17 protein-coding genes are annotated in these 23,423 nt (G+C 50.6%); 7 read left to right on the top strand and 10 right to left on the bottom strand.

Annotated features, from left to right (window positions below):
- Nucleotides 1-143: 143 nt before the first annotated feature.
- The gene (locus tag R3177_RS04760; RefSeq protein ID WP_318969892.1) at nt 144-809 is read right to left on the bottom strand and encodes a DUF2982 domain-containing protein; all 666 of its coding nucleotides are present in this window, start codon (nt 807-809) and stop codon (nt 144-146) included.
- Nucleotides 810-1,005: 196 nt separating this feature from the next.
- Between R3177_RS04760 and R3177_RS04755 the strand changes: the two genes are divergently transcribed.
- Nucleotides 1,006-2,064, top strand: coding sequence for an efflux RND transporter periplasmic adaptor subunit (locus R3177_RS04755; RefSeq protein ID WP_318969891.1), 1,059 nt, complete (start codon nt 1,006-1,008; stop codon nt 2,062-2,064).
- Nucleotides 2,064-5,189, top strand: coding sequence for an efflux RND transporter permease subunit (locus R3177_RS04750; RefSeq protein ID WP_318969890.1), 3,126 nt, complete (start codon nt 2,064-2,066; stop codon nt 5,187-5,189). Before R3177_RS04755 ends, R3177_RS04750 begins: the two co-directional genes overlap by 1 nt.
- Nucleotides 5,190-5,210: 21 nt before the next feature.
- Here R3177_RS04750 and R3177_RS04745 read toward each other — a convergent pair whose 3' ends face one another.
- Nucleotides 5,211-5,942: an SDR family NAD(P)-dependent oxidoreductase gene (locus R3177_RS04745; protein ID WP_318969889.1), complete on the bottom strand. Its 732-nt coding sequence runs from the start codon at nt 5,940-5,942 to the stop codon at nt 5,211-5,213.
- Nucleotides 5,935-6,966 (bottom strand): NAD(P)/FAD-dependent oxidoreductase, encoded by a 1,032-nt coding sequence (locus tag R3177_RS04740; protein ID WP_318969888.1) that lies wholly within the window; start codon nt 6,964-6,966, stop codon nt 5,935-5,937. Before R3177_RS04740 ends, R3177_RS04745 begins: the two co-directional genes overlap by 8 nt.
- A gap of 121 nt (nt 6,967-7,087) precedes the next feature.
- Here R3177_RS04740 and msrA point away from each other — a divergent pair, with 121 nt between their 5' ends.
- Nucleotides 7,088-7,621 (top strand): peptide-methionine (S)-S-oxide reductase MsrA, encoded by a 534-nt coding sequence (msrA, locus tag R3177_RS04735; protein WP_318969887.1) that lies wholly within the window; start codon nt 7,088-7,090, stop codon nt 7,619-7,621.
- Between the two features lie 59 nt (nt 7,622-7,680).
- Here the strand turns inward: msrA and R3177_RS04730 are convergent, their stop codons facing one another.
- Both R3177_RS04730 and R3177_RS04725 read right to left on the bottom strand, forming a co-directional pair.
- Complete coding sequence (locus R3177_RS04730) at nt 7,681-8,877, bottom strand: amino acid aminotransferase (RefSeq protein ID WP_318969886.1); 1,197 nt, start codon at nt 8,875-8,877, stop codon at nt 7,681-7,683.
- A 52-nt stretch (nt 8,878-8,929) separates the two neighbouring features.
- A complete protein-coding gene (locus R3177_RS04725) occupies nt 8,930-9,607 on the bottom strand; it encodes a histidine kinase (protein ID WP_318969885.1) in 678 nt (225 codons plus the stop codon).
- A gap of 159 nt (nt 9,608-9,766) precedes the next feature.
- Between R3177_RS04725 and R3177_RS04720 the strand changes: the two genes are divergently transcribed.
- Together R3177_RS04720 and R3177_RS04715 are read left to right on the top strand one after the other, a co-directional pair.
- On the top strand, nt 9,767-10,183 hold the full coding sequence (locus R3177_RS04720) for a translation initiation factor (RefSeq protein ID WP_318969884.1): 417 nt from the start codon (nt 9,767-9,769) through the stop codon (nt 10,181-10,183).
- 41 nt (nt 10,184-10,224) lie between these two features.
- Nucleotides 10,225-11,022: a response regulator gene (locus tag R3177_RS04715; protein WP_318969883.1), complete on the top strand. Its 798-nt coding sequence runs from the start codon at nt 10,225-10,227 to the stop codon at nt 11,020-11,022.
- 46 nt (nt 11,023-11,068) lie between these two features.
- Here the strand turns inward: R3177_RS04715 and R3177_RS04710 are convergent, their stop codons facing one another.
- From R3177_RS04710 to R3177_RS04695, 4 genes are all read right to left on the bottom strand, one after another.
- Nucleotides 11,069-12,733, bottom strand: coding sequence for a M28 family metallopeptidase (locus R3177_RS04710; protein WP_318969882.1), 1,665 nt, complete (start codon nt 12,731-12,733; stop codon nt 11,069-11,071).
- 64 nt (nt 12,734-12,797) lie between these two features.
- Nucleotides 12,798-14,096, bottom strand: a complete 1,299-nt coding sequence (locus R3177_RS04705) for an amidohydrolase family protein (protein ID WP_318969881.1) — start codon at nt 14,094-14,096, stop codon at nt 12,798-12,800.
- 15 nt (nt 14,097-14,111) lie between these two features.
- Nucleotides 14,112-17,240: an amidohydrolase family protein gene (locus R3177_RS04700; protein ID WP_318969880.1), complete on the bottom strand. Its 3,129-nt coding sequence runs from the start codon at nt 17,238-17,240 to the stop codon at nt 14,112-14,114.
- Nucleotides 17,241-17,265: 25 nt separating this feature from the next.
- Nucleotides 17,266-20,226 carry an EAL domain-containing protein gene (locus tag R3177_RS04695; protein ID WP_318969879.1) on the bottom strand — a complete coding sequence of 987 codons (2,961 nt, stop codon included), beginning with the start codon at nt 20,224-20,226 and terminating at the stop codon, nt 17,266-17,268.
- A 117-nt stretch (nt 20,227-20,343) separates the two neighbouring features.
- Between R3177_RS04695 and R3177_RS04690 the strand changes: the two genes are divergently transcribed.
- Complete coding sequence (locus tag R3177_RS04690; protein WP_318969878.1) at nt 20,344-20,796, top strand: cytochrome c; 453 nt, start codon at nt 20,344-20,346, stop codon at nt 20,794-20,796.
- A gap of 33 nt (nt 20,797-20,829) precedes the next feature.
- On the opposite strand, the gene R3177_RS04685 is transcribed toward R3177_RS04690, so the two are convergent.
- The gene (locus R3177_RS04685) at nt 20,830-21,480 is read right to left on the bottom strand and encodes a cytochrome b/b6 domain-containing protein (protein ID WP_318969877.1); all 651 of its coding nucleotides are present in this window, start codon (nt 21,478-21,480) and stop codon (nt 20,830-20,832) included.
- A 51-nt stretch (nt 21,481-21,531) separates the two neighbouring features.
- Between R3177_RS04685 and R3177_RS04680 the strand changes: the two genes are divergently transcribed.
- Nucleotides 21,532-23,423 (top strand): penicillin acylase family protein (locus tag R3177_RS04680; RefSeq protein WP_318969876.1); only part of this gene is annotated, 1,892 nt, incomplete at its 3' end.

Genomic DNA, 23,423 nt, shown 5'->3' with positions numbered 1-23,423 from the left:
TTAATAACAATTAAATCAAGTTTCTTATTTTTATGGATCAGGGTATTTCGCCCGCTAACCAGAAATGCTTTGTCGTAGCTGTTCATGCACCATCCTGCCAGAAAATAGTATCTGCTTATTATGATACACAGTCAGCAGTGTGTCTAGGTTGCTGTATTCTGGATTATTTGTAGCCGCGCCTGGTTAATTTGGCGGCAAAGTGCCACCGTTTGCTCAGCACTGAGTGAGCTGGGTACAAACAAATCAAAACCGCTGGCTAATCCCAGCCGTTGCATTCTGTGAGCAAACATGGCTTTAATGCCATCGTAACGCTGAGTTGCTGTCGCAAACACATCTTTCTCAGCCAGTAATTCACTGGCACACTGGCCGCCGGTGCACCCCTGTTTCACGGCAGAGATAAATAATGGCCGCTGCTCCGTCATCAGTCGCACAGCCAGCCGTAATTTTAACGGTTGTAACACGGCATCATAATCTGTCACCTTAAAACCGATAAACGATAAGTCCTGCTGCTCCAGCTGCGGCACAGCACAATACATAAAGCAGCTCCATGGTAGAGACCAGCTGCCATAGCGATGATAATAATGGACCCCATATTCATCACACCGTAAAAAGTGCTTCGGTTCTGCCAGTTTGGCAACACCGAGGAATATCGCCATGCCCGCACCAATATAGGCCAGTGCCAGCAATAAATTAAACTGGCCGGCAAACAGTACGGTAAATAAAACCAGCCCCAGCAATGCGCCCAAACCGCTAAGCAGCAAGCGGGCGCCGCCCTGGTGGCTGCTCTGGCTGACTAGAATGGGTTCCATAACTCCCCCTTATAACGATTATGACCGTGTTTAACAGGCTGACACTCTCAATACAGCACTCGCTGCTAAGGCGGATCAGCGCAAAAGACACAGGAATACGACCAACGCCGCCATGATTGCGATAACAGAACATCTGTTTACTCAATTAAACCATACAATACACTCAAAGTATTATCATGCGGTAAGCGGAGTCATTGTGACAAAAACTCATTCTCGTCTCATCTGGGTCATTTTATTAGCCTTAGTGGTATTTGTTGGCTTCCTGAACTGGCAGCAACAACAAAGCACGGCATCCGGCAGAGGCGGCGGCTCACCGGTGGCCGTCAGTACCGCTAAAGTTACCGTAAAACCGATGATCCGGCAGATTACTGCCATAGGGAATGGTATCGCCAATCATTCGGTGCAGCTTGTTGCGCCGGTCAGCGACTTTTTAATTGAGCTGAATATTCAGGAAGGGAAACAGGTTAAAGCCGGCGATATTATTGCCAGGCTGAATAATGTCCAGCAGCTGGCCAGAATTGCAGAACTATCAGCAATACTGACCGATCAGCGCCGCCAGCTGGAGCGGCTGGAAAACCTGGCAACAACTCAGGCCACAGCCCAATCACTGCTGGATGAACAGCAAACCCGGGTTAATACTACTCTGGCACAAATTGATATTGCCAAAGCACAGCTCAACGATTTGACTATCCGAGCTCCCTTTGATGGTTATCTGGGGCTGCGTCAGGTCAGTGAAGGTGCCTATGTCAATGCCGGCACTGTGCTGACCACCCTGGACGACCTGAATACCCTGAAAGTCGAGTTCAGTGTCGCTGAACATTATCTGGCTGAAATTAAACGGGGAATGCCGGTGACGGTCACTAACGTTGCCTATGGCGATGTCGACTTTATCGGTCAGGTCAGTGCAATCGATACCCGGTTGGACCCGGTAACCCGCTCAATCAGGGTGCATGCCACACTGGATAACAGTGATTTACGCTTACGACCCGGCATGCTGCTAAATGTTAAAGTCGAACTGTCTAACGTAGCGGTATTACAAATCTCAGAACGCGCTTTAATTCCGCAGCAAAACCAGCAGTTTGTATTTGTGGTCAATAGCGATAACACGGTCAGCCGGCGGGAGGTTGACGTTGGCCAGCGTATTCCGGGTTGGGTTGAAATTACCTCAGGATTGGCAGAGGGTGAAGAAATCGTGGTGGAAGGTATTCAGAAAGTCCGCCCTGGCATTAAAATTAACCGGGTCGGAGCACGATAATGCTGTTATCAGATTTGTCGGTTAAACGCCCGGTATTTGCCACTGTGGTCAATCTGCTGTTGGTCGTATTTGGTATTGTCTGTTTTACCATGCTGCCCCTGCGCGAGTTTCCCGATATTGACTCCCCTATTGTCAGCATCAATACCAATTATCCCGGTGCCTCAGCAGAAATTGTTGAAACAAAAATTACTCAGGTGCTGGAAGACCGGATCAGCGGTGTTGAAGGCATTAAGAGCATTAACTCCAACAGTCGCAATGGTCGCTCCAGCATTACTATCGAATTTAATGTAGAGCGCGATATTGACTCTGCAGCCAATGACGTTCGGGATCGTGTGGCCCGGGCCTTAAATAATCTGCCAGATCAGGCTGATCCGCCTGAAGTATCCAAAGCCAATGCAGACGAAGACACTATTGCCTGGTTTGTGCTTAACAGTGAAAACATGAGCACGCTGGAGCTGACCGACTATGCCAACCGTTATATTGTTGAACGCTTTTCTGTGGTCGATGGCGTCGCCAGAATTCAGTTAGGCGGCTCCCGCGATTATGCCATGCGGGTCTGGCTGGATCGGGATGCCATGGCAGCCCGGGGTGTTACCGTACAGGACATCGAAAATGTACTGCGCAGCGAAAACGTGGAGTTACCGGCAGGGAACATTAAATCGGTTGACCGGGATTTTACAGTGCGGGTTATCCGCACCTACAAAACTGAACAGGATTTCCGGCGGTTGGTCATCAAACGCGGCGCTGACAACTATCTGGTGCGTCTTGGTGAAGTAGCCGATGTGATGCTGTCTTCAGAAGATGAAGAAAGTGAGTTTCGCGGCGATGGCAAAAATCTGTTAGGGATTGGCATTATTAAGCAATCCAAAGCCAATACGCTGGAGGTGGTGAAAAGCGCCCGGGCAGAAATGGAGCGGATTAAAGCCCAGTTACCGCCAGGCACGACCATTGAGCCTGGCTATGATTCGTCACTGTTTATCTCTGAGTCGATAAAGGAAGTCTACAACACCCTGGGCATTGCCATGGGTATGGTGGTATTAGTCATCTTTCTGTTCCTTGGCAATATCAGGGCCACGTTTATACCGGCTATTACGGTACCGGTAGCGCTGGTTGCTGCAGTGACCGTGTTGTTTGCGCTCGATTTTTCAATAAACCTGCTGACGTTGCTGGCGATGGTGCTGGCCATCGGTCTGGTGGTGGATGACTCTATTGTCGTGCTGGAAAATATCTACCGGCGAATAGAAACCGGCGAACCGCCATTGCTGGCCGCTTATCGCGGTGCCCGGGAGGTAGGCTTTGCAGTCATCGCGACAACCTTGGTACTGATCGCTGTCTTTGTGCCACTGGTGTTTATGCAAGGACAACTGGGAAAACTGTTTACTGAGTTTGCGCTGGCTATCGCAGCGGCGGTCGCGTTCTCCAGTGTTACCGCCCTGACCTTGTCACCGATGTTATGCAGCAAATTGTTGCAGCATCGCAAACGTGAATCGAAATTGGGGGCGGCGCTACACCGCGGCTTTGCCAAACTTGAAAATGGTTATCGCAGACAACTGAATGTGGTAACCCAAACCCGCTGGCCCACCCTGATTGTCGTCGTGCTGTGTTTTGCTGCCAGCTATCAGTTGGTAACGATGCTCCCATCTGAGTTAGCACCAACTGAAGATCGGGGTACTTTCTTTATTTCAATGACCCCGGCTGAGGGCGCCAGTTATCAGAGCAATAGCCGGAACATGCGATTAATTGAAGATATTCTGATGCCGTATTACGAGAGGGGTGAACTTAACCGGTTGCTTATCCGGGTACCCGGCTGGGGCGGCAGCGGCGGTATTGCGATAGTTGGCACCGAAAACTGGAACAATGGCCAAAGACGCACCGCTGAGATCATGCCGGAAGTGGCAGCAAAAATTAATGAATTACCTGATGTACGCGCCTTTACCTTTATGCGCAGTGGCCTGGGCGGCGGCGGCGGTGGTAGCCGGCCGGTGCAGTTTGTGCTGCAGGGCAACACTTATGAGGAACTTGCCCGCTGGCGTGATATCGTTATAAACAAAGCCAGTGAAAACCCTAACCTGCTGATGCTGGATCACGACTACAAAGAGACAGTGCCACAAGTATTAGTAGAAATTAATACTGAACGGGCTGGTGATCTTGGTATTTCCGTTGGCGCTATCGGCCGGGCACTGGAAGCGATGCTTGGTGGCAGGAGGGTAACGACCTTTATAGATAAAGGCCGCGAATACGACGTGATTCTGGAAGGCTGGGATGACGATTTCCAGGCGCCGGGTTCTATCAAAGATGTGTTTATCCGCTCTGACAGCAGTGGTCAGCTAATCCCACTGGATAACCTGGTCACGTTGCGCGAAGAAGCAACGGCCGCCGCGCTGAATCGCTATAACCGGATGCGCTCAATTACCATCTCTGCCAGTCTGGCACCAGGCTATAGCCTTGGCGAAGCCCTCGAATATCTGGAAACCATAGTACAGACTGAGATTCAGGATACCGTGGGCATTGACTATAAGGGTGAGTCACAGCTGTTTCAGGAAAGTGGTGAGTCAACTTTACTGGTATTTATGCTGGCGCTGGTTATTACGTATCTGGTGCTGGCGGCTCAGTTTGAAAGCTTTATTCATCCGCTGGTTATCATGATTACGGTACCACTGGGTCTGGTTGGTGCTCTGTCAGGATTATATTTCTTTGATATGTCACTGAATATCTACAGCCAGATCGGACTGGTCATGCTGATTGGTCTGGTTGCTAAAAACGGTATTCTGATTGTCGAGTTTGCTAATCAGCTACGCGATGCCGGTGTCGCATTTGAAGATGCGGTGCGCCGGGCAGCAATTCAGCGACTGCGGCCCATTACGATGACCTGCTTTACCACTATTATGAGCAGTTTACCGTTGATCCTGGCCAGTGGCCCAGGCTCAGAAAGCCGGATGGTGATAGGAATGGTCATTTTCTGCGGTGTTGCCTTAGCAACGCTGTTAACCCTGTACGTCGTGCCGGTAACCTATATCGCGCTGGCCCGTAATACCGGTTCACCAAAAGCGCTCAGCCAGCAAATTACCCAACTTGAACAGCAGTTGCCGGATGAGCATGCTGCAGATGAAGTTTCACCCAGATAGACAAAGGTTTATCGGTTAATATCAAAAGGGTAATACGGTTCCGTCCCAGTTCAGCAGCTTGCCGCTGTGCCGGGGCGTTAACTGCGCCGCCACAGCGGCAAGCCGGACTGCGGTGGCGCCGGCCGATTGCAGTTGACCGGCGGGCACGTTTGCCTGAAAGGGGGCAGATAATGCGGTGTCAGTGGTACCCGGATGCACGCTGACCAGCGCTGCAGTTTTATTGTAGCGGCCAAGCTCAATACTGCTGGTTTTAACCAGCATATTAACGGCAGCTTTACTTGCCCGGTAGCTGTACCAGCCACCCAGCTCATTGTCGGTAATACTGGCTACTTTTGCGCTAAGCACTAAAACTCTTACGTCAGACTGCCTGGTTAAGTAGCTAAACAGGGCTTTTAAATATAACGCAGGCTGCCAGACATTAATGGTAAAACTTTTTTGCATTTGTGCTGCAGATAACTGGCGCAGTGTTTTCTCCGGGCCATGCTGATTATCGTGCAGCCAGCCCTGACAAATAAAAATGATGCCGGGAGTCGCTGTAATAGCTTCAGTCACCGCTTTGTTCACAGCGCTCTCTGTAACATCGCCTGCAGCCGTAGTATCAAGTTGTAACCAGCGCATCGCTGGCTTTGCAAGTGATGACGGGCACTGACTCCGGCTGATGGCCTGCACCTGGTGCCCCTGCTCCATATAATGCTGCGCCAGCCCCTGACCAATACCACTGCTGGCGCCAATAATCAAAACCTGTTCAGACATCCGCTATTACCTCGTTTGCTGCGGCCACGCCGCTTAAATATGCATTTTCAACTCTGCCGCCCATTAACCAGTCCCCCGCCACACTCAGCTTTAAGCGCTGGTGATAATCAGGCTTACGCTGGGTAAGGGCTGGATTAATCTGAGCATATAACCAGCGATGAGTCAGGACATCAGTAACCGAAACCGACTGCTCAAATATCATTTCCAGCTCCGCTTTGGCAAGCGCTGCCAGCTCAGATGGCCTGGCATGCAAATGTAATACAGAACACTGCGGACTAAAATGTACCAGCCAGTTTTCTGCAGCGGTTGGCCGGCCCGGTTTACTGTTTTGCCGGGCCAGCCAGCTAACGTTGCCTTCCTTTACAAAAACCGCATCAGCGCGGGTTTGTATCGGCTCAGTCAGTTGCAGATTAACCGCCCAACAGGGTAGCAATATCTGAGGCTGTAATTGCAGCAGTAGCTGATGAATATCGGCGTAACCGGACTCCCCAGGCTGGAAAAGCGTTGCCAGCAGGGTTTGCAGCTGAACCGGAGGCAGCGTCAGGATAACAGCCTGATAGGGGCCGAATTGACTATTATGCTGATCGAATAAATACCAGCCCCCGGCTGTGGTTGCCGGGCTGATCTGCTGATATCGCAGCCGGCTTATCCGGCAATTCAGGCGCAGCGGCGTATTACCAAGCAACGACCTGACCGGTGCTTGCATCGACGGCTTGCCAATAAAGCGGGGTGTCAGATCCTCTGAACTGGCCAACTGACCAAACTCAAACTTGTAACACTTAGCCTGCCAGCAGTTCACCACCCCCTCTGCCAGCCAATGTTCCAGCTGTTGCTGAAAAGGTGCGCTGCGGGCAGTAAAGTACTGGGCGCCTAAATCCAGATACCGATCACCACTTCGTTTAGAGCTCATCCTGCCCCCTGGCGATCGTCCTTTATCAAAAACCTCTACCGGTAAGCCGGCCATTGTCAGGGTATTAGCCGCTGCAGCACCAGCCATGCCGGCACCGATTACTGCCACTGTCATATTAGGGTCCTTGATAAACCGTTGACGTTGACGTTTACTACGCTATGCTGGTAAATCCCGATCTGTAACGCTACTGGCAAGTCGTCCTATTAACGGTGCAGTCAAACTGAACGGAGTAATAATGAGCAATCAGATTGCCACTTTTGGCGCAGGATGTTTCTGGTGTCTGGAGTCTGCCCTGAATCAGCTAAAAGGTGTGGAGCAGGCAGTAAGCGGCTACATGGGTGGCCATACTACTAATCCGGATTACCGGAGTATTTGCACCGGTACGACCGGTCATGCCGAAGTGGTCCAGGTACGGTATGATCCCGAGCAGATTAACTTTAAGCAGTTATGTCAGATATTTTTCACGCTGCATGATCCGACCCAACTTAATCGCCAGGGCAACGATATCGGAACGCAGTATCGCTCGGCTATCTTTTTTCACAGCCAGCAGCAGGCCGACACCGCGAAAGAGGTTGTGCAGGAGCTGACTGAACAGCAACTGTTTGCCGAACCTGTCGTCACTGAAATAAGTCCCGCCCAGACGTTTTACCCGGCCGAAGATTATCATCAGGGCTATTTTTTGCAAAACCCACAGCAGGGTTACTGTCAGTTTATTATTGCACCAAAAATGGCTGAGTTTCGGCGAAGGTTTAATCAGTTATTAAAATAATAAAGCCGCCCCTGCTCAGCGGGCGGCTTTGACCGGTAGCCAGATGATCAAAAGCAAGTTTAGCTTTTTAATACTGTCGCGACCGACTTTGCAAAATAATCAATATTACTGTGATTTAGGCCGGCAATACTGACCCGGCTTGACCCCACCATATAGATGCTGAATTCTGATTTTAAGCGCTCAATCTGTGCTTTACTAATACCCAGGAAGCTAAACATACCATGCTGACGGGTAATAAAGCTAAAATCGTCAGTTACGCCTTCTGCTGCTAATTTATCAATAATCAGCTGCCGGTAAGCGTTAATCCGGTTACGCATTTCCGCCAGTTCCTGATGCCATAATGTAGTCAGCTCCTGACTATCAAGAATATGGCTTACAATAATCGCGCCATGCGCTGGTGGCATAGAATAGATACTGCGCACCACACTTAACAGATTGACCCGGGCAATCTCAGCCACTTTACTGTTTTCCGTGACAATACTGACCGCACCAATCCGTTCGCGGTACAAACCAAAGTTTTTCGAGCAAGAACTGCACAGCAGCAGTTCAGGCACATTATCAGCCAGATAACGCAGGCCGGCAGCATCTTCATCGAGCCCGGCACCAAAACCCTGATAGGCCATATCGACCAGCGGCGTAAAACCACGTTCTTTAGCAATAGTGGTAAACCTTTGCCACTGCTCAAAATTTAAATCCATACCACTGGGGTTATGGCAGCAGGCGTGCACCAGCACCACGTCACCGGCCGGTACCTTGCTCAGATCGGCAAACATCTGCTCACTCTGCAAACCCTTGGTACTGTAATCATAATAAGCGTATTCTTTAACCTTTAAGCCTGCTGCCTGAAACAGAGAAATATGGTTTGCCCAGGTAGGTGTCGTCACCCAGATAGTGGCATCGGGGTTGGCTCTTTTAATAAACTCAGCCGCTACCCGCAATGCGCCTGTGCCGCCCGGGGTATGCGCTGTTGTTACCCGGTTGGCCATTAACACCTGGTGGGCCTTGCCAAACGCCAGCTTTTCAATATGGTTGTTAAAGGTCAGATCGCCTGCCATACCAATATAGGTTTTGCTGTCTTCCTGTTTCAGACGCAGCGCTTCGGCCTCTTTTACACATTTAAGTACCGCGGTATGGCCCTGTTCGTCTTTGTATACTCCGACCCCTAAGTCAACCTTGTTAGGGTTAGGATCTGCTTTATATTCGGCCATCAGGCCCAGAATCGGATCAGTGGCAACAGTTTGTAACTGAGAAAACATAAGGTTCTACCTGGTTAAAATGTTCAATAAAAGTAAGCGGTTAGCTTACCTGCTAAGGTAAATGATCCGGCACAACCAAACATACCGAGATCAGTAATGCCATGGCAGCGGGAGTAAAAATAGCTTGCTGAAAATGTTCTGCATCGACAATACCAGCTATTTTGCCTGATTGGTCAAACAGAGGCAAACAGGCTTCGGCCTGTACTTTCGGATCGCAGGTATAATATTCGCCGCCGGCCGCTAAATAAGCAGGCACACTGTTGATCACCCGCGCCCGGCCGGACAAACCCACGGTACTGTTATTGCTGATTTTGGCGAACTCGCTGGTCAGGGGAAATTCTGCCCGTGATGGCGCCCCGTAATAGGCCAGTTTCACCAGCACCGGCTCAGCGGCCGTATTATAGCGGGCCTGATAAATACCAAACCAGTCCTGGCCACTTTGCAGCTGATAATAATCGGCGACCGCACTTAACTTACTTAACGCAAGCTGGTTAGCCGGGGTTTGTCCCCCTAAAATTGGTAGCAATGAATAAGGTTCGGCAGCAAGCTGGCCAAACAAACTGCAAGCACCGCCCTCACCGAGCTCAGGCACCTGAAACTGCCAGCGGACTTCGCCTGTTGCAGTTTGCAGATATTGATTTAATGCCAGCCGCGCCCGCTCAATTTCGCTGCTGATATCGCCATACTCATTCAGCAAACCACTACGTTCTAAATATTCAATTGCCTGCATACGTCACCGGGCCATAGCCATCCAGATTTCTAAAAGACGCGCTATTTTAGCAGAAGCACTTAAAAAGCCAAGTCAGCCTGAGAAAAACTTGCTGACACAAGGTTCGCTCGGTAAGCTGGCATTTCTGTTAACAGCTCCCTTATTTTTACGGCAACGGTTATGGCACAGAAAATCTCCCTGGCCGACTGGCAACAACAGCTTGGTCGGGCCGACAAACCAGCAGATAGCGGTAATGCCGCCAACGGTCACAGTGAAAATACCGCCCTGGTCTATAGCACTGATGCGGGCAGACTGACTTCATCCAGGGGTGCTGAATCCGGCGGTACTGCCTATCCTGATGGAGCGGTCCGTCTGCGTCGGGAGAAAAAAGGACGCGGTGGCAAAACTGTCCTGACCATCAGTGGTATTGCCAGGACAGCCGCTGAGCTTAATGAGATATGCTCCGTGTTAAAGAAAAAATGCGCCTGCGGCGGTGCGGTAAAAGACGGCATTATTGAGATACAGGCAGACAAGCGGCAACAGATTGAACAATATCTGAATCAGCTTGGTTTTAGCGTAAAATGGGCCGGCGGTTAAACCGGGCCACGTCTGAATCAACACAAACGACGGAAATTACCATGCAACAACTGTCCCCCTCACAACTGCATATCTTACTGGTTGAGCCGTCAGAGACTCAGCGGAAAATTATCAGCCATCACCTTAAGCAGGAACAGGTACAGCATATCAGTGAAGCCAGCTCGGTCAGTAGCGCCTTGCTACAACTGCGCGACCACCAGCCAGATTTAATTGCCTGCGCCTTACATTTTGCCGATGGCACCGCGCTGGATTTATTACAAAACATCAAGCAACAACCGGCTTTGGCAGACATTCCATTTATGCTGGTATCCAGTGAAACCCGCAAAGCGATGTTAGAAGAATTTAAACAATCTGGTGTCGTTGCTATTTTGCCTAAACCTTTTACCACCGCGCATTTAGGCAAAGCGTTAAATGCCGCCATTGATTTATTAAGTCCCAGTGAGCTTGAACTGTCGCTGTTTGACGTACACGACATTCGGGTATTAGTGGTGGATGACAGCCGGCTGGCCCGTAATCATATTAAACGGGTTTTGAGTAATCTGGGTATCCAGCATCTGACAGAAGCCGAGGATGGCCGGCAAGCCATAGAGATATTAAAACAGCACATGTTCGATTTGGTGGTAACGGACTACAACATGCCAGAGGTCAATGGCCGCGAACTGACCCAGTTTATCAGGGAAAACAGCCAGCAGTCGCATATACCGGTGTTAATGGTGACCAGTGAAGCAAATGATACCCATTTAAGTAATATTGCCCAGTCCGGCATCAATGCAATGTGCGACAAACCCTTTGAACCGGAACTGGTAAAAGCGTTGTTGTTTAAACTGCTTGAGCAATAAAGCCTTTTCATTGGGCTGACAACATTAAGCTGTCAGCCCGGCTGGTTTATTGACGGTTATATTCCTTGCCAAATACCTTATTAAAAAAGCTATCCGCCTTCCATAACGGGCGCTGAGCATTATTAGCGATATCCAGCGCAATATTAAAGTTAATATCGGCAAATACGGCACCGGCGTCGTAGCGTACAGGCCCATACTCGCGGCTCAGGCTGGCAATATCATCTGAGGATTTGTGGTAATGCTTAGCAAAAAAACTGCCCCATATTTTTGCGCCATCCTGCTCTGGATCTTTAGAGGTGAAGCCCGTCATCAGAAATACCGCCGGCACGCCCTGCTTTACCAGGGTAAAGTGATCTGAGCGGGTAAAAATAGCCTGCTCTGGCATCGGATCGGCACTTAATGCGATACCCTCTTTTGCGGCTGCGGCAGCGACCACCTCACCCAGGGTGGAGTGATCCGCACCAAAGGCGATTAAATCGGCAAACGGATACAGTAACACCGGCATATCCAGATTAACATTTGCCACCAGACTGGCCAGTGGCCGGGTAGGATGAGTGGCGAAATAATCTGCTCCCAGTAAACCTTTTTCCTCCGCAGTCACCACCACAAATAAAATGGAACGCTGTGGTTTTACCGACAGTTCACTGAACATCCTTGCTGTTTCCAGCAAAATAGCCATACCGGCCGCATTGTCCATGGCACCATTATTGATTTTATCATCAGCGCGTAAGTCATTACTAAAACCAATATGGTCAGAGTGCGCCGTGATCACGACATATTCGTTCTTAAGTGTCGGATCGCTACCCTCAAGCACCGCAATCACATTGGGACTGCTGATCTGCTGATGGCTGCTGCTGGCACTTAAACTGGCTTCACTGGCTAACGCAAAACCCCGTGGATGCTGGTCAGCGTCAAGCATCAAAAAAATGTCGGTCAGGCTTTGCTGTTCCTGTTCAAATAAACGCGCAGCCGCCTCGGGATGCAAATAAGCGCCGGCCTTTAATTTGTTGTCAGCTGCGCCAGGTTCGCCGTTGGCATCCAGCCAGGCTAACCGGGGGGTATTAAGATACAGCAGGCTATTGGCATAAGGCCGGGTTTTTTCCTGCACCGGTGTGTGAATGGTGATAACACCGACAGCGCCCCGTTCTGCGGCGAGTTTACCTTTTATACTCCCAAGATAGGCCCGTTCTTCACTTGGCAACGAGGCCGGTAACCCAGCCAGCTGTACCACGATCTTACCGCTGACATCCAGACCGGCATAATCGTCTAAACCAAACTCTTCTGACACCAGGCCATAACTGACAAACACCAGTGGCGCGCTCAGCGCAATATCGGTCTGACTAACCGAGGCGCCACTAAAAAACTGCTGTGGGTAACTGAGCGACCACGCGTTATCACCGCGGCGAAAACTCAGTTTCACGCTTTCCTGCTGCAGCCGGGCAGAGCGCAGCGGCACCTGCTGAAAATAACTGCCATTGTCACCGGCCGGCTTTAAGCCGAGCACCTGAAACTGACTGGCAATATAATTTGCCGCGATTTGATGACCCCGGCTGCCGGTGTCACGCCCTTCCAACTCATCACTGGCCAGAAATCGCAGGTGCGCTTCAATCGCACCCGGACGGGCGCCTGCTTGCGGTTCGGTTTCTTTACCGGCATAACAGCCGCTCAGAAGCAGCACTAACAGCGCGCCGATGGTTAATTTATACAACATGGCCTCTCCGAAAATAACAGTGCCAGCTTCCACTGGCACCTGATTCAAACAGCTGGGGGTGATATTACTCAGCGTCGTTATAACGCTGCTTAAACCGTTCGTGCAGTTGCTTGTGGTGGTTATTTAAATCAACCTGACGGCCATCAATCCATAAATGTTCGATTTTATGGCCCCGGTAATCAAAAATATCACCATCCGATACCACCAGGCTGGCGCTTTTACCCACTTCGATGCTACCAAGCCGGTCTGCAACACCGGCAATAGCGGCAGCATCCAGGGTCAGCGCCCGCAGCGCATCTTCGCTACTCAGGCCATAGCGGGTAACGTGGCCGGCGGCAAATACCAGATTACGGGTATCCCAGAAACCGTCCAGTGACAGAGCTATCCTCACCCCGGCTTCACGCAACAAACCTGGCACTGAGAATGCCTGGTCATAGGCTTCATCGCCGCGGGTTGGTAACCCGTAAGGCGCGGTGTAGATCACATCCACCTTAGCTTTAGCAAGCTCATCGGCTAAGCGCCAGCTGTCGCGGCCACCGACAATAACCAACCGTACCTGATACTTGTCAGCCAGCAACATCGCCTGGCGCATTTGCCGCGGATCATCGGCATGGACAAACAGTGGGAGTTTACCTTCGAAGAACGCCAGCATGGCATGCCAACGTGAATCTTTACCCGTGTTTAAGCCTGCCTGCTCGGCCAGATAATAAGCGTGCGCCTGCTCAAAATACTGCTGCAGCTCGGCTAGCTGTTTCTGCTGATTTTCGCGCTGCTTTTCTGCACTATCACGCACCCACCAGCCATTTTGAATACTCATTCGCGGCCAGTTTACATGCAAACCAACATTGGCCTGCACTGTGGCGTCCTGCCAGTTCCAGGCATCCAGTTGCATTAAAGCTGACCGGCCGGTAAGCATCGCGCCGTCCGGATAAATCAGGCTATGACTAAACCCGTTACTACGAATGGTCGGGATCACAACAGAGTCGGCATTATAGGCTACCTGTACCTGTAAATCCGGATTAGTTGAGCTGATTTCCCTATCGTCCCGGGTGGCACGCACCGCTTCAACTTCAATCAGCCCCAGCTGGTTAATCAGGGCAATTAACCCCGGATAAAGATGCTTTCCGGTTAAATCCAGTTGCTGTGCGCCAGCGGGCACAGCTAAGCCGGTGCCTATCGCTGCTATCTTACCATCGACCAGTAATACATCCTGCTTAGCGGGAGCAGCGCTGACACTGTGAACCATGGCGTTTTGTAACAGCAATGGCTGTTGCTGCTTGTTACCGGGCACCGGGTTTACGGCTGCCGCCGCTGCTGTGGTCAGCGCCGTTGCCAGCATCACGATTTTGCTTAATGTTTTCATTGCTTATGCGACTCCCTAGTGCTGCAGATACTGATGGTTTTTTGTATGAGCATGACCGGTATGATCGGCATGCTCCCCAAACCGCAGTTTTAACCAGTCGGCATTGTCTTCGCAGTGCCAGATAGGGTCTTCCTGCTTATAACCATTTTCCACACCACTGCGGGCTGACTCGCCTGCCGTGAGCACCTTCTGGATCAGCTGTTGCTTTTCTGTCTGCTGAGCCGCACGTAGCCGGATATCCTCGCTGCGATCAAAATAGCGGGCACCGTCAATCCAGGTTTGCTGTACCTGAGCATATACTGATAACGGATGTCCATCCCATAGCACCAGATCAGCTTGCTTACCTTCGGCCAGCGAACCTACTTTATCGTCAATTTTCAGCTGTTTCGCCGGATTAATTGTCACCATTTTCAACGCTTCGTGCTCGTCCATACCACAATACATCGTCGATTTCGCCGCTTCCTGATTTAGCCGGCGTAATAAACCCGGGTCATCAGAGTTAACACTGACCAGCAGCCCCTGCTCGTGCATCAGACAGGTATTAGTTGGAATCGCATCGTTAACTTCCATTTTAAAACCCCACCAGTCGGCAAACGTAGAAACACTGGCACCGTGCTTTTGCATTTCCGTGGCAACTTTGTAGCCTTCCAGAATATGGGTAAAGGTTTGGATGTTAAACCCCATCTCTTCGGCCACATCTATTAACATTAATATCTCTGAAGCCACATAAGAGTGGGTATGGATATGCCGCTTGCCCTCAATAATTTCAACCAGAGTCTCTAACTGATAGTCGCGCCGCGGTGCCAGTACCTTGCTTTGCTGGCGCTTTGACAATTTATTGTAAGCCTGCCAGCGGGCCTGGTATTCTTTTGCTGCCTGAAAGTTATCCCGGATAAAGGTATCTACCCCAATCCGCGTTTGCGGATAGCGGCTGGTGAACTCGCTGCCCCAGTTTGACTGCTTAACGTTTTCACCCAGCGCAAACTTAATGCTGCCAGGCGCATCGGCAAACTTCATGCCTTCAGCCGACTCGCCCCAGCGCAGGCTGATGATCTGTGCCCGGCCGCCAATCGGATTTGCACTGCCATGCAGCAGTTGCACGGCAGTTACCCCACCTGCCAGACCGCGGTAAATATTAATATCATCAGGGTTAACCACATCACCAATGTGCACTTCGGCAGTATTCGCATGGCTGCCTTCATTAACGCCCTGCTCGGTGGCAATATGCGAGTGCTCATCGATAATGCCCGGGGTAATATGCATATCCTTACCATCAATAACGGTATAACCCACTGGTGTGGTTAGCGCTTGGCCAATCCGGCTTATTTTGCCATCACGGACAATAATATCGGTATTGTGCAGTACGCCCTGCTCAGTGGCTGTCCATATCGTGGCATTTTTAATATGCAGGTTTTGCCGCTGTGGTAAATTCGCCCGGCCAAACGCCCGGTTCGGATAGGTAAGGCGGGATATCATCGGCGCCGGTGCCTTACCAGCGTCAGCTTCAGCTGCGGGGACTGCAGTACGCTCTGCACTTACCGGGGTCTGGCTGCCATCAGCATGCTGCCAGCGGCCCGTTAACGTCGCACCACGCAGCATACCGCTAAACTGAGCAACCGTATCTGTGCCGGTCAGTTTTTGCAGGGGTACACTGAACTGCAGATGCTGGCCCTGCACCAGCACATGTTGCAGCGCCACTTTCTCATCGGCCAGTTTCAGCTCGCCCGTTAATTTCGGTGCGTGGCCACTAAGGGTTAAATCAAAGCTGTTTCCGGCAATATTCAACGGGTAGGTACCGGCAAACTGCGGCGCATCTAACGGAGCAAACTCATGCAGCTGCCCGCGTAACCAAGTGGCAACAATTTCCCCATCGGTGAATAAATCGCCACGGCTGACTACGATATCGGCCTGATAACCACTGGCAACTTTACCCAGCTGCTGCTCCAGGCCTAACATAGATGCAGGTATCGTTGTTAATGCTGCTAACGCCTGTTGCTGGCTCAAACCATGTTTCACGGCACTTCGCAGGTTAGGCAGAAAATCGGTTTTTTTCTTCAGGCCATGGCTGGTCAGGGCAAAAGATACCCCGGCTTGTGCCAGAGCAGCCGGATTAGCCGGCGCCCGCTCCCAGTGGCGTAAATCAGCCAGACTGACATCCAGATGCTGATCGGGCAGGGTCACTTCAGGCGCCGCCGGGAAAGCCAGCGGTAACACCAGTGTACGGCCACTGGCTTTTACTTCAGCCAGCCGGTTATATTCATGGCCTGATCCTAAAATTGCGGCATTAGTAATATTAAATTCTGCCAGCAGCTTATCCGCTCTGAGCAGTGCCCGCTCATCGCTGGTTTCAAATAATACCCCAAGCTTTGGCGCCGCTGCGACATTTGCCAGTGCAGCATTATATTCCACCCCGCCACTGACAAAGCGGAAATCTTCTTTGCTCTGCGCTGCCTGATACCAGTTGGCATCAGCAAACGTCTGGCGGATAAGCGCGATACTGCCCATCAGGGAAGAGGGATAGCTCTGCTTTGAGCTGCCTTTACTAAATGACATGAACTGCTGGCTGTCGGCTTTAATAATCAGATCATTAGGCAGGCCCTGATCAAGTGACGCAACAAAACCAGTACCGCGGAAAATGCCGTCATGCCGGGCAGCCTGTACAACGGTAAAACCTTGTTTGAGAAACTCATCTGCCGCTTTAGCGTCAGGTTTAAACTGATCAACCCAGCGCTGCTCAGCATGAATAGCAGCATTGGCAGCATTGCCGCCAATCCGTTCATTCTGGTACACCGGCTTTTCACCAAAACTAAACCCCTCATCCTTGCCGGCATCCGGCACGCCATATTGGGTGTACGGATCGATAAAGCCCGGGTACAGATGGTATCCGGTTAAATCAATCTGCCGGTAACCAGCAGGTACTTTACCGTTGCTGCTGACAGTTTCAATTTTGCCATCGCGGATCAGTACCATGGCTGCTGGCAGGGTTTTACCCGGCTCAGTTACCACTGTAGCGTTAATCAGCGCGAGCAGATTAGGTGTTTTATCACGAATGCCAAGTTGCGGTGAGGTCTGGTCGGCAATACTACCTGTGCAAAAAGCACCAAGCAGAGCCATGCTGAACATGGACAGGCGAGCGGGTGTCATAAATGTTTCCTGATGTTATAAGAATTTAGGTATTAACTATGTAATTAAGCTGACTGAGCTCCTGCTCTGCCAGGGGCATGCTGTAAAAATAGCCCTGTACTTCAAAGCAACCATTGTTGCGCAGAAACTCCACCTGCTGGGCAGTTTCCACCCCTTCTGCCACTACGCGCAGATTCATCTTCTGGGCCATAGCGATAATCGCCGCGACGATATCCATGTCATTGCGGTCCTGCGGGATATCTTTGACGAAAGATCGGTCTATTTTCAGTTCATCAACCGGAAAACGTTTCAGATAACTCAGCGATGAATAGCCTGTACCAAAGTCGTCAATAGATAAAGAGACGCCAAGACGTTTTAACTGATTTAACTGGTTAACAGCCGCATCAGTGTCGCCCATCAGCATACTTTCGGTAATTTCAAAGATCACCTGCCGTGGTTTAACGCCGGTGCGCTTCAGTATCCGCTCTACAATGAGCGGCAGGTCCTGATCATTAAACTGACGGACCGATAAATTTATTGATAAGGTTACGTCGTAGCCCCTGCTTTGCTGGCGCGCCAGAAAACGACAGGCCTCCAGGATTATCCACTCTCCAATCTGCACGATAAGACCGGTACTTTCTGCAACTGGAATAAATTTAGCGGGTGGCACCAGCTTATTATCCGGCCGCAGCCAGCGGATCAGTGTCTCGTATCCGATAATAACTTCGCTACGAATATCTACTTTAGGTTGAAAGTACAGTAAGAACTGATTTTGCCGGATTGCCTCGCGCAACTGATTTTCAATTTGCAGCCTCTCGTTGGCAGCATCATTTAAATCCTGACTGAAGAAATGAAAGGTATTTTTCCCACGCGCCTTGGCCTCATACATTGCCAGATCTGCATGCTTGAGCAGTAATTCTTCTTCCGCAGCATCTTCAGGCGCCACGGTAATACCGATACTGGCACTGATTGCCACATCGTGGTGACCTAATTTAACCGGTTCATGAAACGCCTGTTGTAAATTAGCGACAATAGTTGATGCCTGATGGCGATCTTTGATACCACTTAAAATCACTGCAAATTCATCGCCGCCTAACCGGGCTATCGTATCCTCCTCCCGCAGGCGTGAGGTCAGCCTTCTGGCAACCTCTTTTAACAGCTCGTCTCCTGCATCATGGCCCAGGGTGTCATTAATACGCTTAAATTCATCCAGGTCAAAATACAATAGGGCGAAGTTATAATAGCCACGATGCGCCATAGCGATAGCTTTGCGCAGCTGGTCCCGGAAATAACTGCGATTGGCTAACCCGGTCAGGATATCGTAGTAAGCCAGATGCTCCATTTGCTTCTGGCTTTGTTTAATAAACGAAATGTCCTGCATTGCACAGACATAATTAAGTAAGTTGCCTATATCGTCCCGGATAGGCGCAATGGCCAGTGATACCCAGAATTGCCTGGCAGGTAATTTCTGGTGCTGTAATAAAATATCGCCGCGCCAATGCTGGCGTTCATGCAATGTCTGGCTAATTTCGATACTCAGTTGTTCCATTTCATCAGCCAGCAGGATATTCAGTGACTGGTCAACCACACTGCGTTCATCACAACCGAGCAGCTCTGTCAGAAATGGATTCAGATATTCAATTTTCAGATCAGGATCTGTTAATAAAATACCAGAGCTGGAAAATGACACGGCTTTACTTAACTTGCGGGCTGCCCGCTCAGCCTGCTCTTTCTCCGCTATGCGGGCATTCAGACCGGTTACCAGTTGTGAGATTTCAGCAGACATACCGGTAAATGCCCGGTTTAACATACCGATCTCATCCTTTTTATTATCCAGATTAACCTGCTGAATATCGCCGCGACTTAGTTTTACCACTGCCCCAGACAACCTGTGTAACCGCTTTAACACAAACTGATAACTGATAAGGTGCAACAATGCCGCGAGCGCAACAGCAACAATAATAAATATCGCTATCAGCCGACCACGAAACTGATTAAGGCTGGCCATCACCGCAGCTTTGTCCTGATACACTGCGACGTGCCAGTCCAGATGCTTCAATGTTGCCGCCGCAAATAAATAGCTGTTACTGCTTGCGGAGTGCGGGCCTGACGTCTGCAGCGTCTGTGATATATAAGTTTGAAGTGCCGGGTCTGAGATCTGTTCGCCGGTATAGCGTGTATTTGGCGCGACCAGATGGCTTACACTGTCGGCCGGCGCTTTAATTGCGTTACCGGTGGAGTCGAATAATAACGTCTGGATATGACGGCTCCAGTAGCCGATATTCCGGCTGTTCCGGGTCAGATCAGTCAACGCCGTATCGGCAACAATCACGCCGGCAAATTGTTCTTTAATATACACCGGCACCACAATACTTATCACCCATTCGTGCCAGAGTGGGTGATAATATACCGGTGTCCAGCGCGGTAACTTAGCCGGGTTATTTTCCGGCATTGCTTCCCGGTAATAAATATCGGTGGTGAAGTTATGCAACGGCTTAAATTGCCCTAACAGATCAGCCGGCGCGACCCGGATAAACTGGTGTTCACCGACAAAATAGAAAGCCGAAAACTGCTGCAGCATTAATGGTGACAATTGCTGCCACAACAGCCTACTGTGACTGAAGATGACGGAGGAGTTCGCATTAAGATTAGCAGCAGGAATTAAAGCAGCAGAAAAGTTGTCTTGCTCTCGCACCATATTATCAGGGCCCGGTCGCGGCAGATTTAGGCCAGTGGCCGTCTGTGAAATTAAATAGCGGCTGATAATCTGGCTGGCAAAAATGGCAGACTTTTCCTTATCAGCCAGTTGCAGGTCAAGCTGACGGGCATAGTTTTTTGCTGTTCGCTGCACGGCCACCAGTTGCTGCTCTGTCAGCGCCTGCTCTTGCAACCAGAGTACGGCATAGGCAAACACCAAACCCGCCACGGTAATAGCAATAAACACCACAACCGAGAACTTAAGCCCCAGCGAGTTCATCCCTGTTGGTTTAGTGTTTACATCCTTCAAAGAAGCGACCTTGCTATTGTTATAATAAATTCAGTCTGGTACAACAGTTGCTGCCCGAGTGCTCAGATAATTACCTTATCATTATTGCATGCAAAACCAACAAAAGAGAATGAACAAATGAAAAAAGCCCTGTTTGCCGGCCTTGCCACCCTAGTTATGTCTTTACCGTTGTCGGCGGCGACTGCCTTCACTGATGCCACAGATGCGGTCAAGTATCGCCAGGCAGCATTTCAGCTGATAAGGCATAATATGGGCGATATCAATGACATGATAAAAGGTGATGTCGCTTTTGATCCGGAGCGGCTGCAAAAACGCGCTGATGCACTGGTTCTGGTAACGACGTTGCCGTGGGAGGCATTTCAGGTAGCAGGCACTGAGCAGGGTGGTGGCGATGCCAAAGCTGATATCTGGAAAAATATCGACGAATTTCTGCTGCGGGGTGAGAAGCTGGCTGCGGATGCCACTGCCTTGCAGGTGGCAGCAAAATCCGGCGATCGTAACCAGCTGCGCCAGGCATTTGGTAACTTTGCCCGTAACTGTAAAGCCTGTCACGACAAATACAAAGAATAAGCCCTCTGTTGTACTTTTGCCGCGGCGCTGCCGTTACAGCAGCGCCAGTAAATGGCGCCCCTGCCAGTAATACATTACAAGTAATAATACCGCCAGCAGAACAAAAAAGCGCCAGCCAGAACACATTACAGGTTGAGCTTCGCCGTTAAGCTCAGTACTGCCGGTAATCATGGTTTTAATCACGTTATGATGCCGCCAGCTATGCCACAGTGCAAAGCCAATATGCACAGTGACCAGGATTAAAATGATATCAATAATACGTTTATGCAGCGCTGAGGCCAGGTCAACCCAGCTTGCCGGCAGCAGAGCAACCAGCGGACCGTCACTCATATAACTGTTGTCGAAGGTGGCAAGGCCGCTGATGAGCTGCAGGAATAGCAACGCCAGTAAGCTGAAGATCATATAAGAAGACGCCGGATTATGACCAACCACAGGCCTGGGATTCGCCAGATAACGGACCGCTGTTTCCGGGCTTGCGGCAAAATTATAAAACCGCGCAGTCTGACTGCCCCAGAAGCCCCAGGCTATTCTGGCAACCAGCAACGACGCCAGGCAGTACGCCAGCAACTGATGCAGGGCGATATAGCCCTCAGTGCCGCTGTACCATAAGCCGGCCACCAGCAGCACCGTAGCCCAGTGAAAAAACCGCACCGCCCCATCCCATACTTTAATTTTTTGCGCCATCCGAAGGGCTCCTGCTATGCTGGTTTTTTGATTTTATGATAACGGATCAAGATGATGAAAGGAATTAAATGGCTGCTGCTGATAACCGTTCTGATGACCGTTGGGCTTGTCACAGCGGGCTATATCTGGCTGCAGTTAAGTCTACCGCAATATCAGGGAGAATACCGGGCTGCTGTCGCCAACCCGGTTAATCTTGACCGAGATGCCCGTGGTTACTTAAGTATCAGCGCCTCTGATCGAAACGATGCAGCTTATGGCATGGGGTTTGCGCATGCACAGGAGCGTTTTTTTCAGATGGATCTGGCCCGGCGCAACGCAGCAGGCACTCTCTCAGAACTGTTTGGCGAACGCGCCCTGCCAACAGATATTGAGCGCCGCCGCCATCGGTTCTCAGCCCGGGCTGCTGACGTTCTCGCTAACGCTACTCCGGCCAGGCTCCAGCTGCTCAGTGCATACAGTCGCGGCGTTAATGATGGCCTGGCATCATTAAAAGCTAAGCCGTTTGAATATACGTTACTCAGAGCCCGGCCTGCTCTGTGGCAGGAAACTGACTCAGTGCTGGTAATTTATAATATGTACCTGGAATTACAGGGCAAAATGGGCCGGGATGAATATGCCATGACAATACTACGCCGGACGATACCAGAGCCATGGTTTAACTTTCTGCAACAGCACAGCAGTGACTGGCAGGCAGCGATTGATAACACTGAAGTTACATTGCAGAAGCTGCCACAAACTCCTTATCCGGATATATTGCGCGCGGCGGGGTCCTGCCAACATTGCAGCCCGAAAGACAGCGCAGATTTGGGTAGCAACAATATGGCCGTCATGGGCCGGTTGACTGAGCATGGCAGTGCTATAGTGGCGAACGATATGCATTTAACCATCAGAGCGCCCGGCACCTGGTATAAGGTGCAACTGAACTGGCGCGACGGTGATAACTGGCAGCAGGTAACAGGGTTAAGCCTGGCTGGCGTACCAGCTATCGTGGCAGGAAGTAATGGCAATATTGCCTGGGGCTTTACCAACAGCACCGCAGACTGGCACGATTTAATTGAGCTGCAGCTATCAAAGGATGGTGACGCCTATTTAACCGAAGAGGGCTGGCAGCCTGTCGAGCACTATTATGAAACGATAAAAGTCAAAGATGCGGCAGATCACTCACTACAATTACAGGAAACCCGGTGGGGACCATTTATCAGTTATGGCGGGCATACCTTTGCCTTACGCTGGGTGGCATATGATGCTAATGCTGTCAATTTCAACTTATTAGATTTAGAAACCAGCAAAAATACCAGCCAGGCGCTGGCGCTTGGTGCGATAACCGGTATCCCCACTCAGAATCTGCTGGTGGCTGATAAAGAGGGCAATATCGGCTGGACACCTCTGGGGCCTTTGCCCCGGCGACAACTGACTGACTGGGATAGCGCCCAGGACTGGAGTGATGGCACGAATTTCTGGTCAGCAAATCTGAGCGCCGAACAATACCCGCGTGTCTCCAATCCGCAAGCCGGCGTCTTGTGGACCGCTAACGCCCGCACTGTTGGCGGCGAAGCGTACCGGTTACTGGGTAATGGCGGCTACGATTTAGGCGCCCGCGGCCAGCAAATTCGTGATGGTCTTCTAAGCCATGATCAACTCAATGAGCAGAAACTACACCAAATTCAGCTGGATAACCGTGCTATTTTTTTAAAACGCTGGCGCCAATTATTGCTGGATATTCTCAGCCCTGAGATTGTTGCGAAACATCAGCTGACGCAATACCGCCTGTTGCTAAGTCAAAGTGGTCACTCTGCCCGGAATGATGATGTGGGTTACACCCTGGTACGGCAATTCCGGCAGCAGGTGCTTGAGCAGATGTTTGCCCCGTTGTCGGCGTTACTTGAACAGCACGGAAGCCGCAGCGCCCATTTAAAATATTCTCTGGAAACCCCCGCCTGGAT

It is taken from the genome of Arsukibacterium sp. (genome assembly GCF_033722355.1).
Taxonomy (GTDB): Bacteria; Pseudomonadota; Gammaproteobacteria; order Enterobacterales; family Alteromonadaceae; genus Alishewanella.
This window is presented reverse-complemented; position numbering and strand designations above follow the sequence as displayed.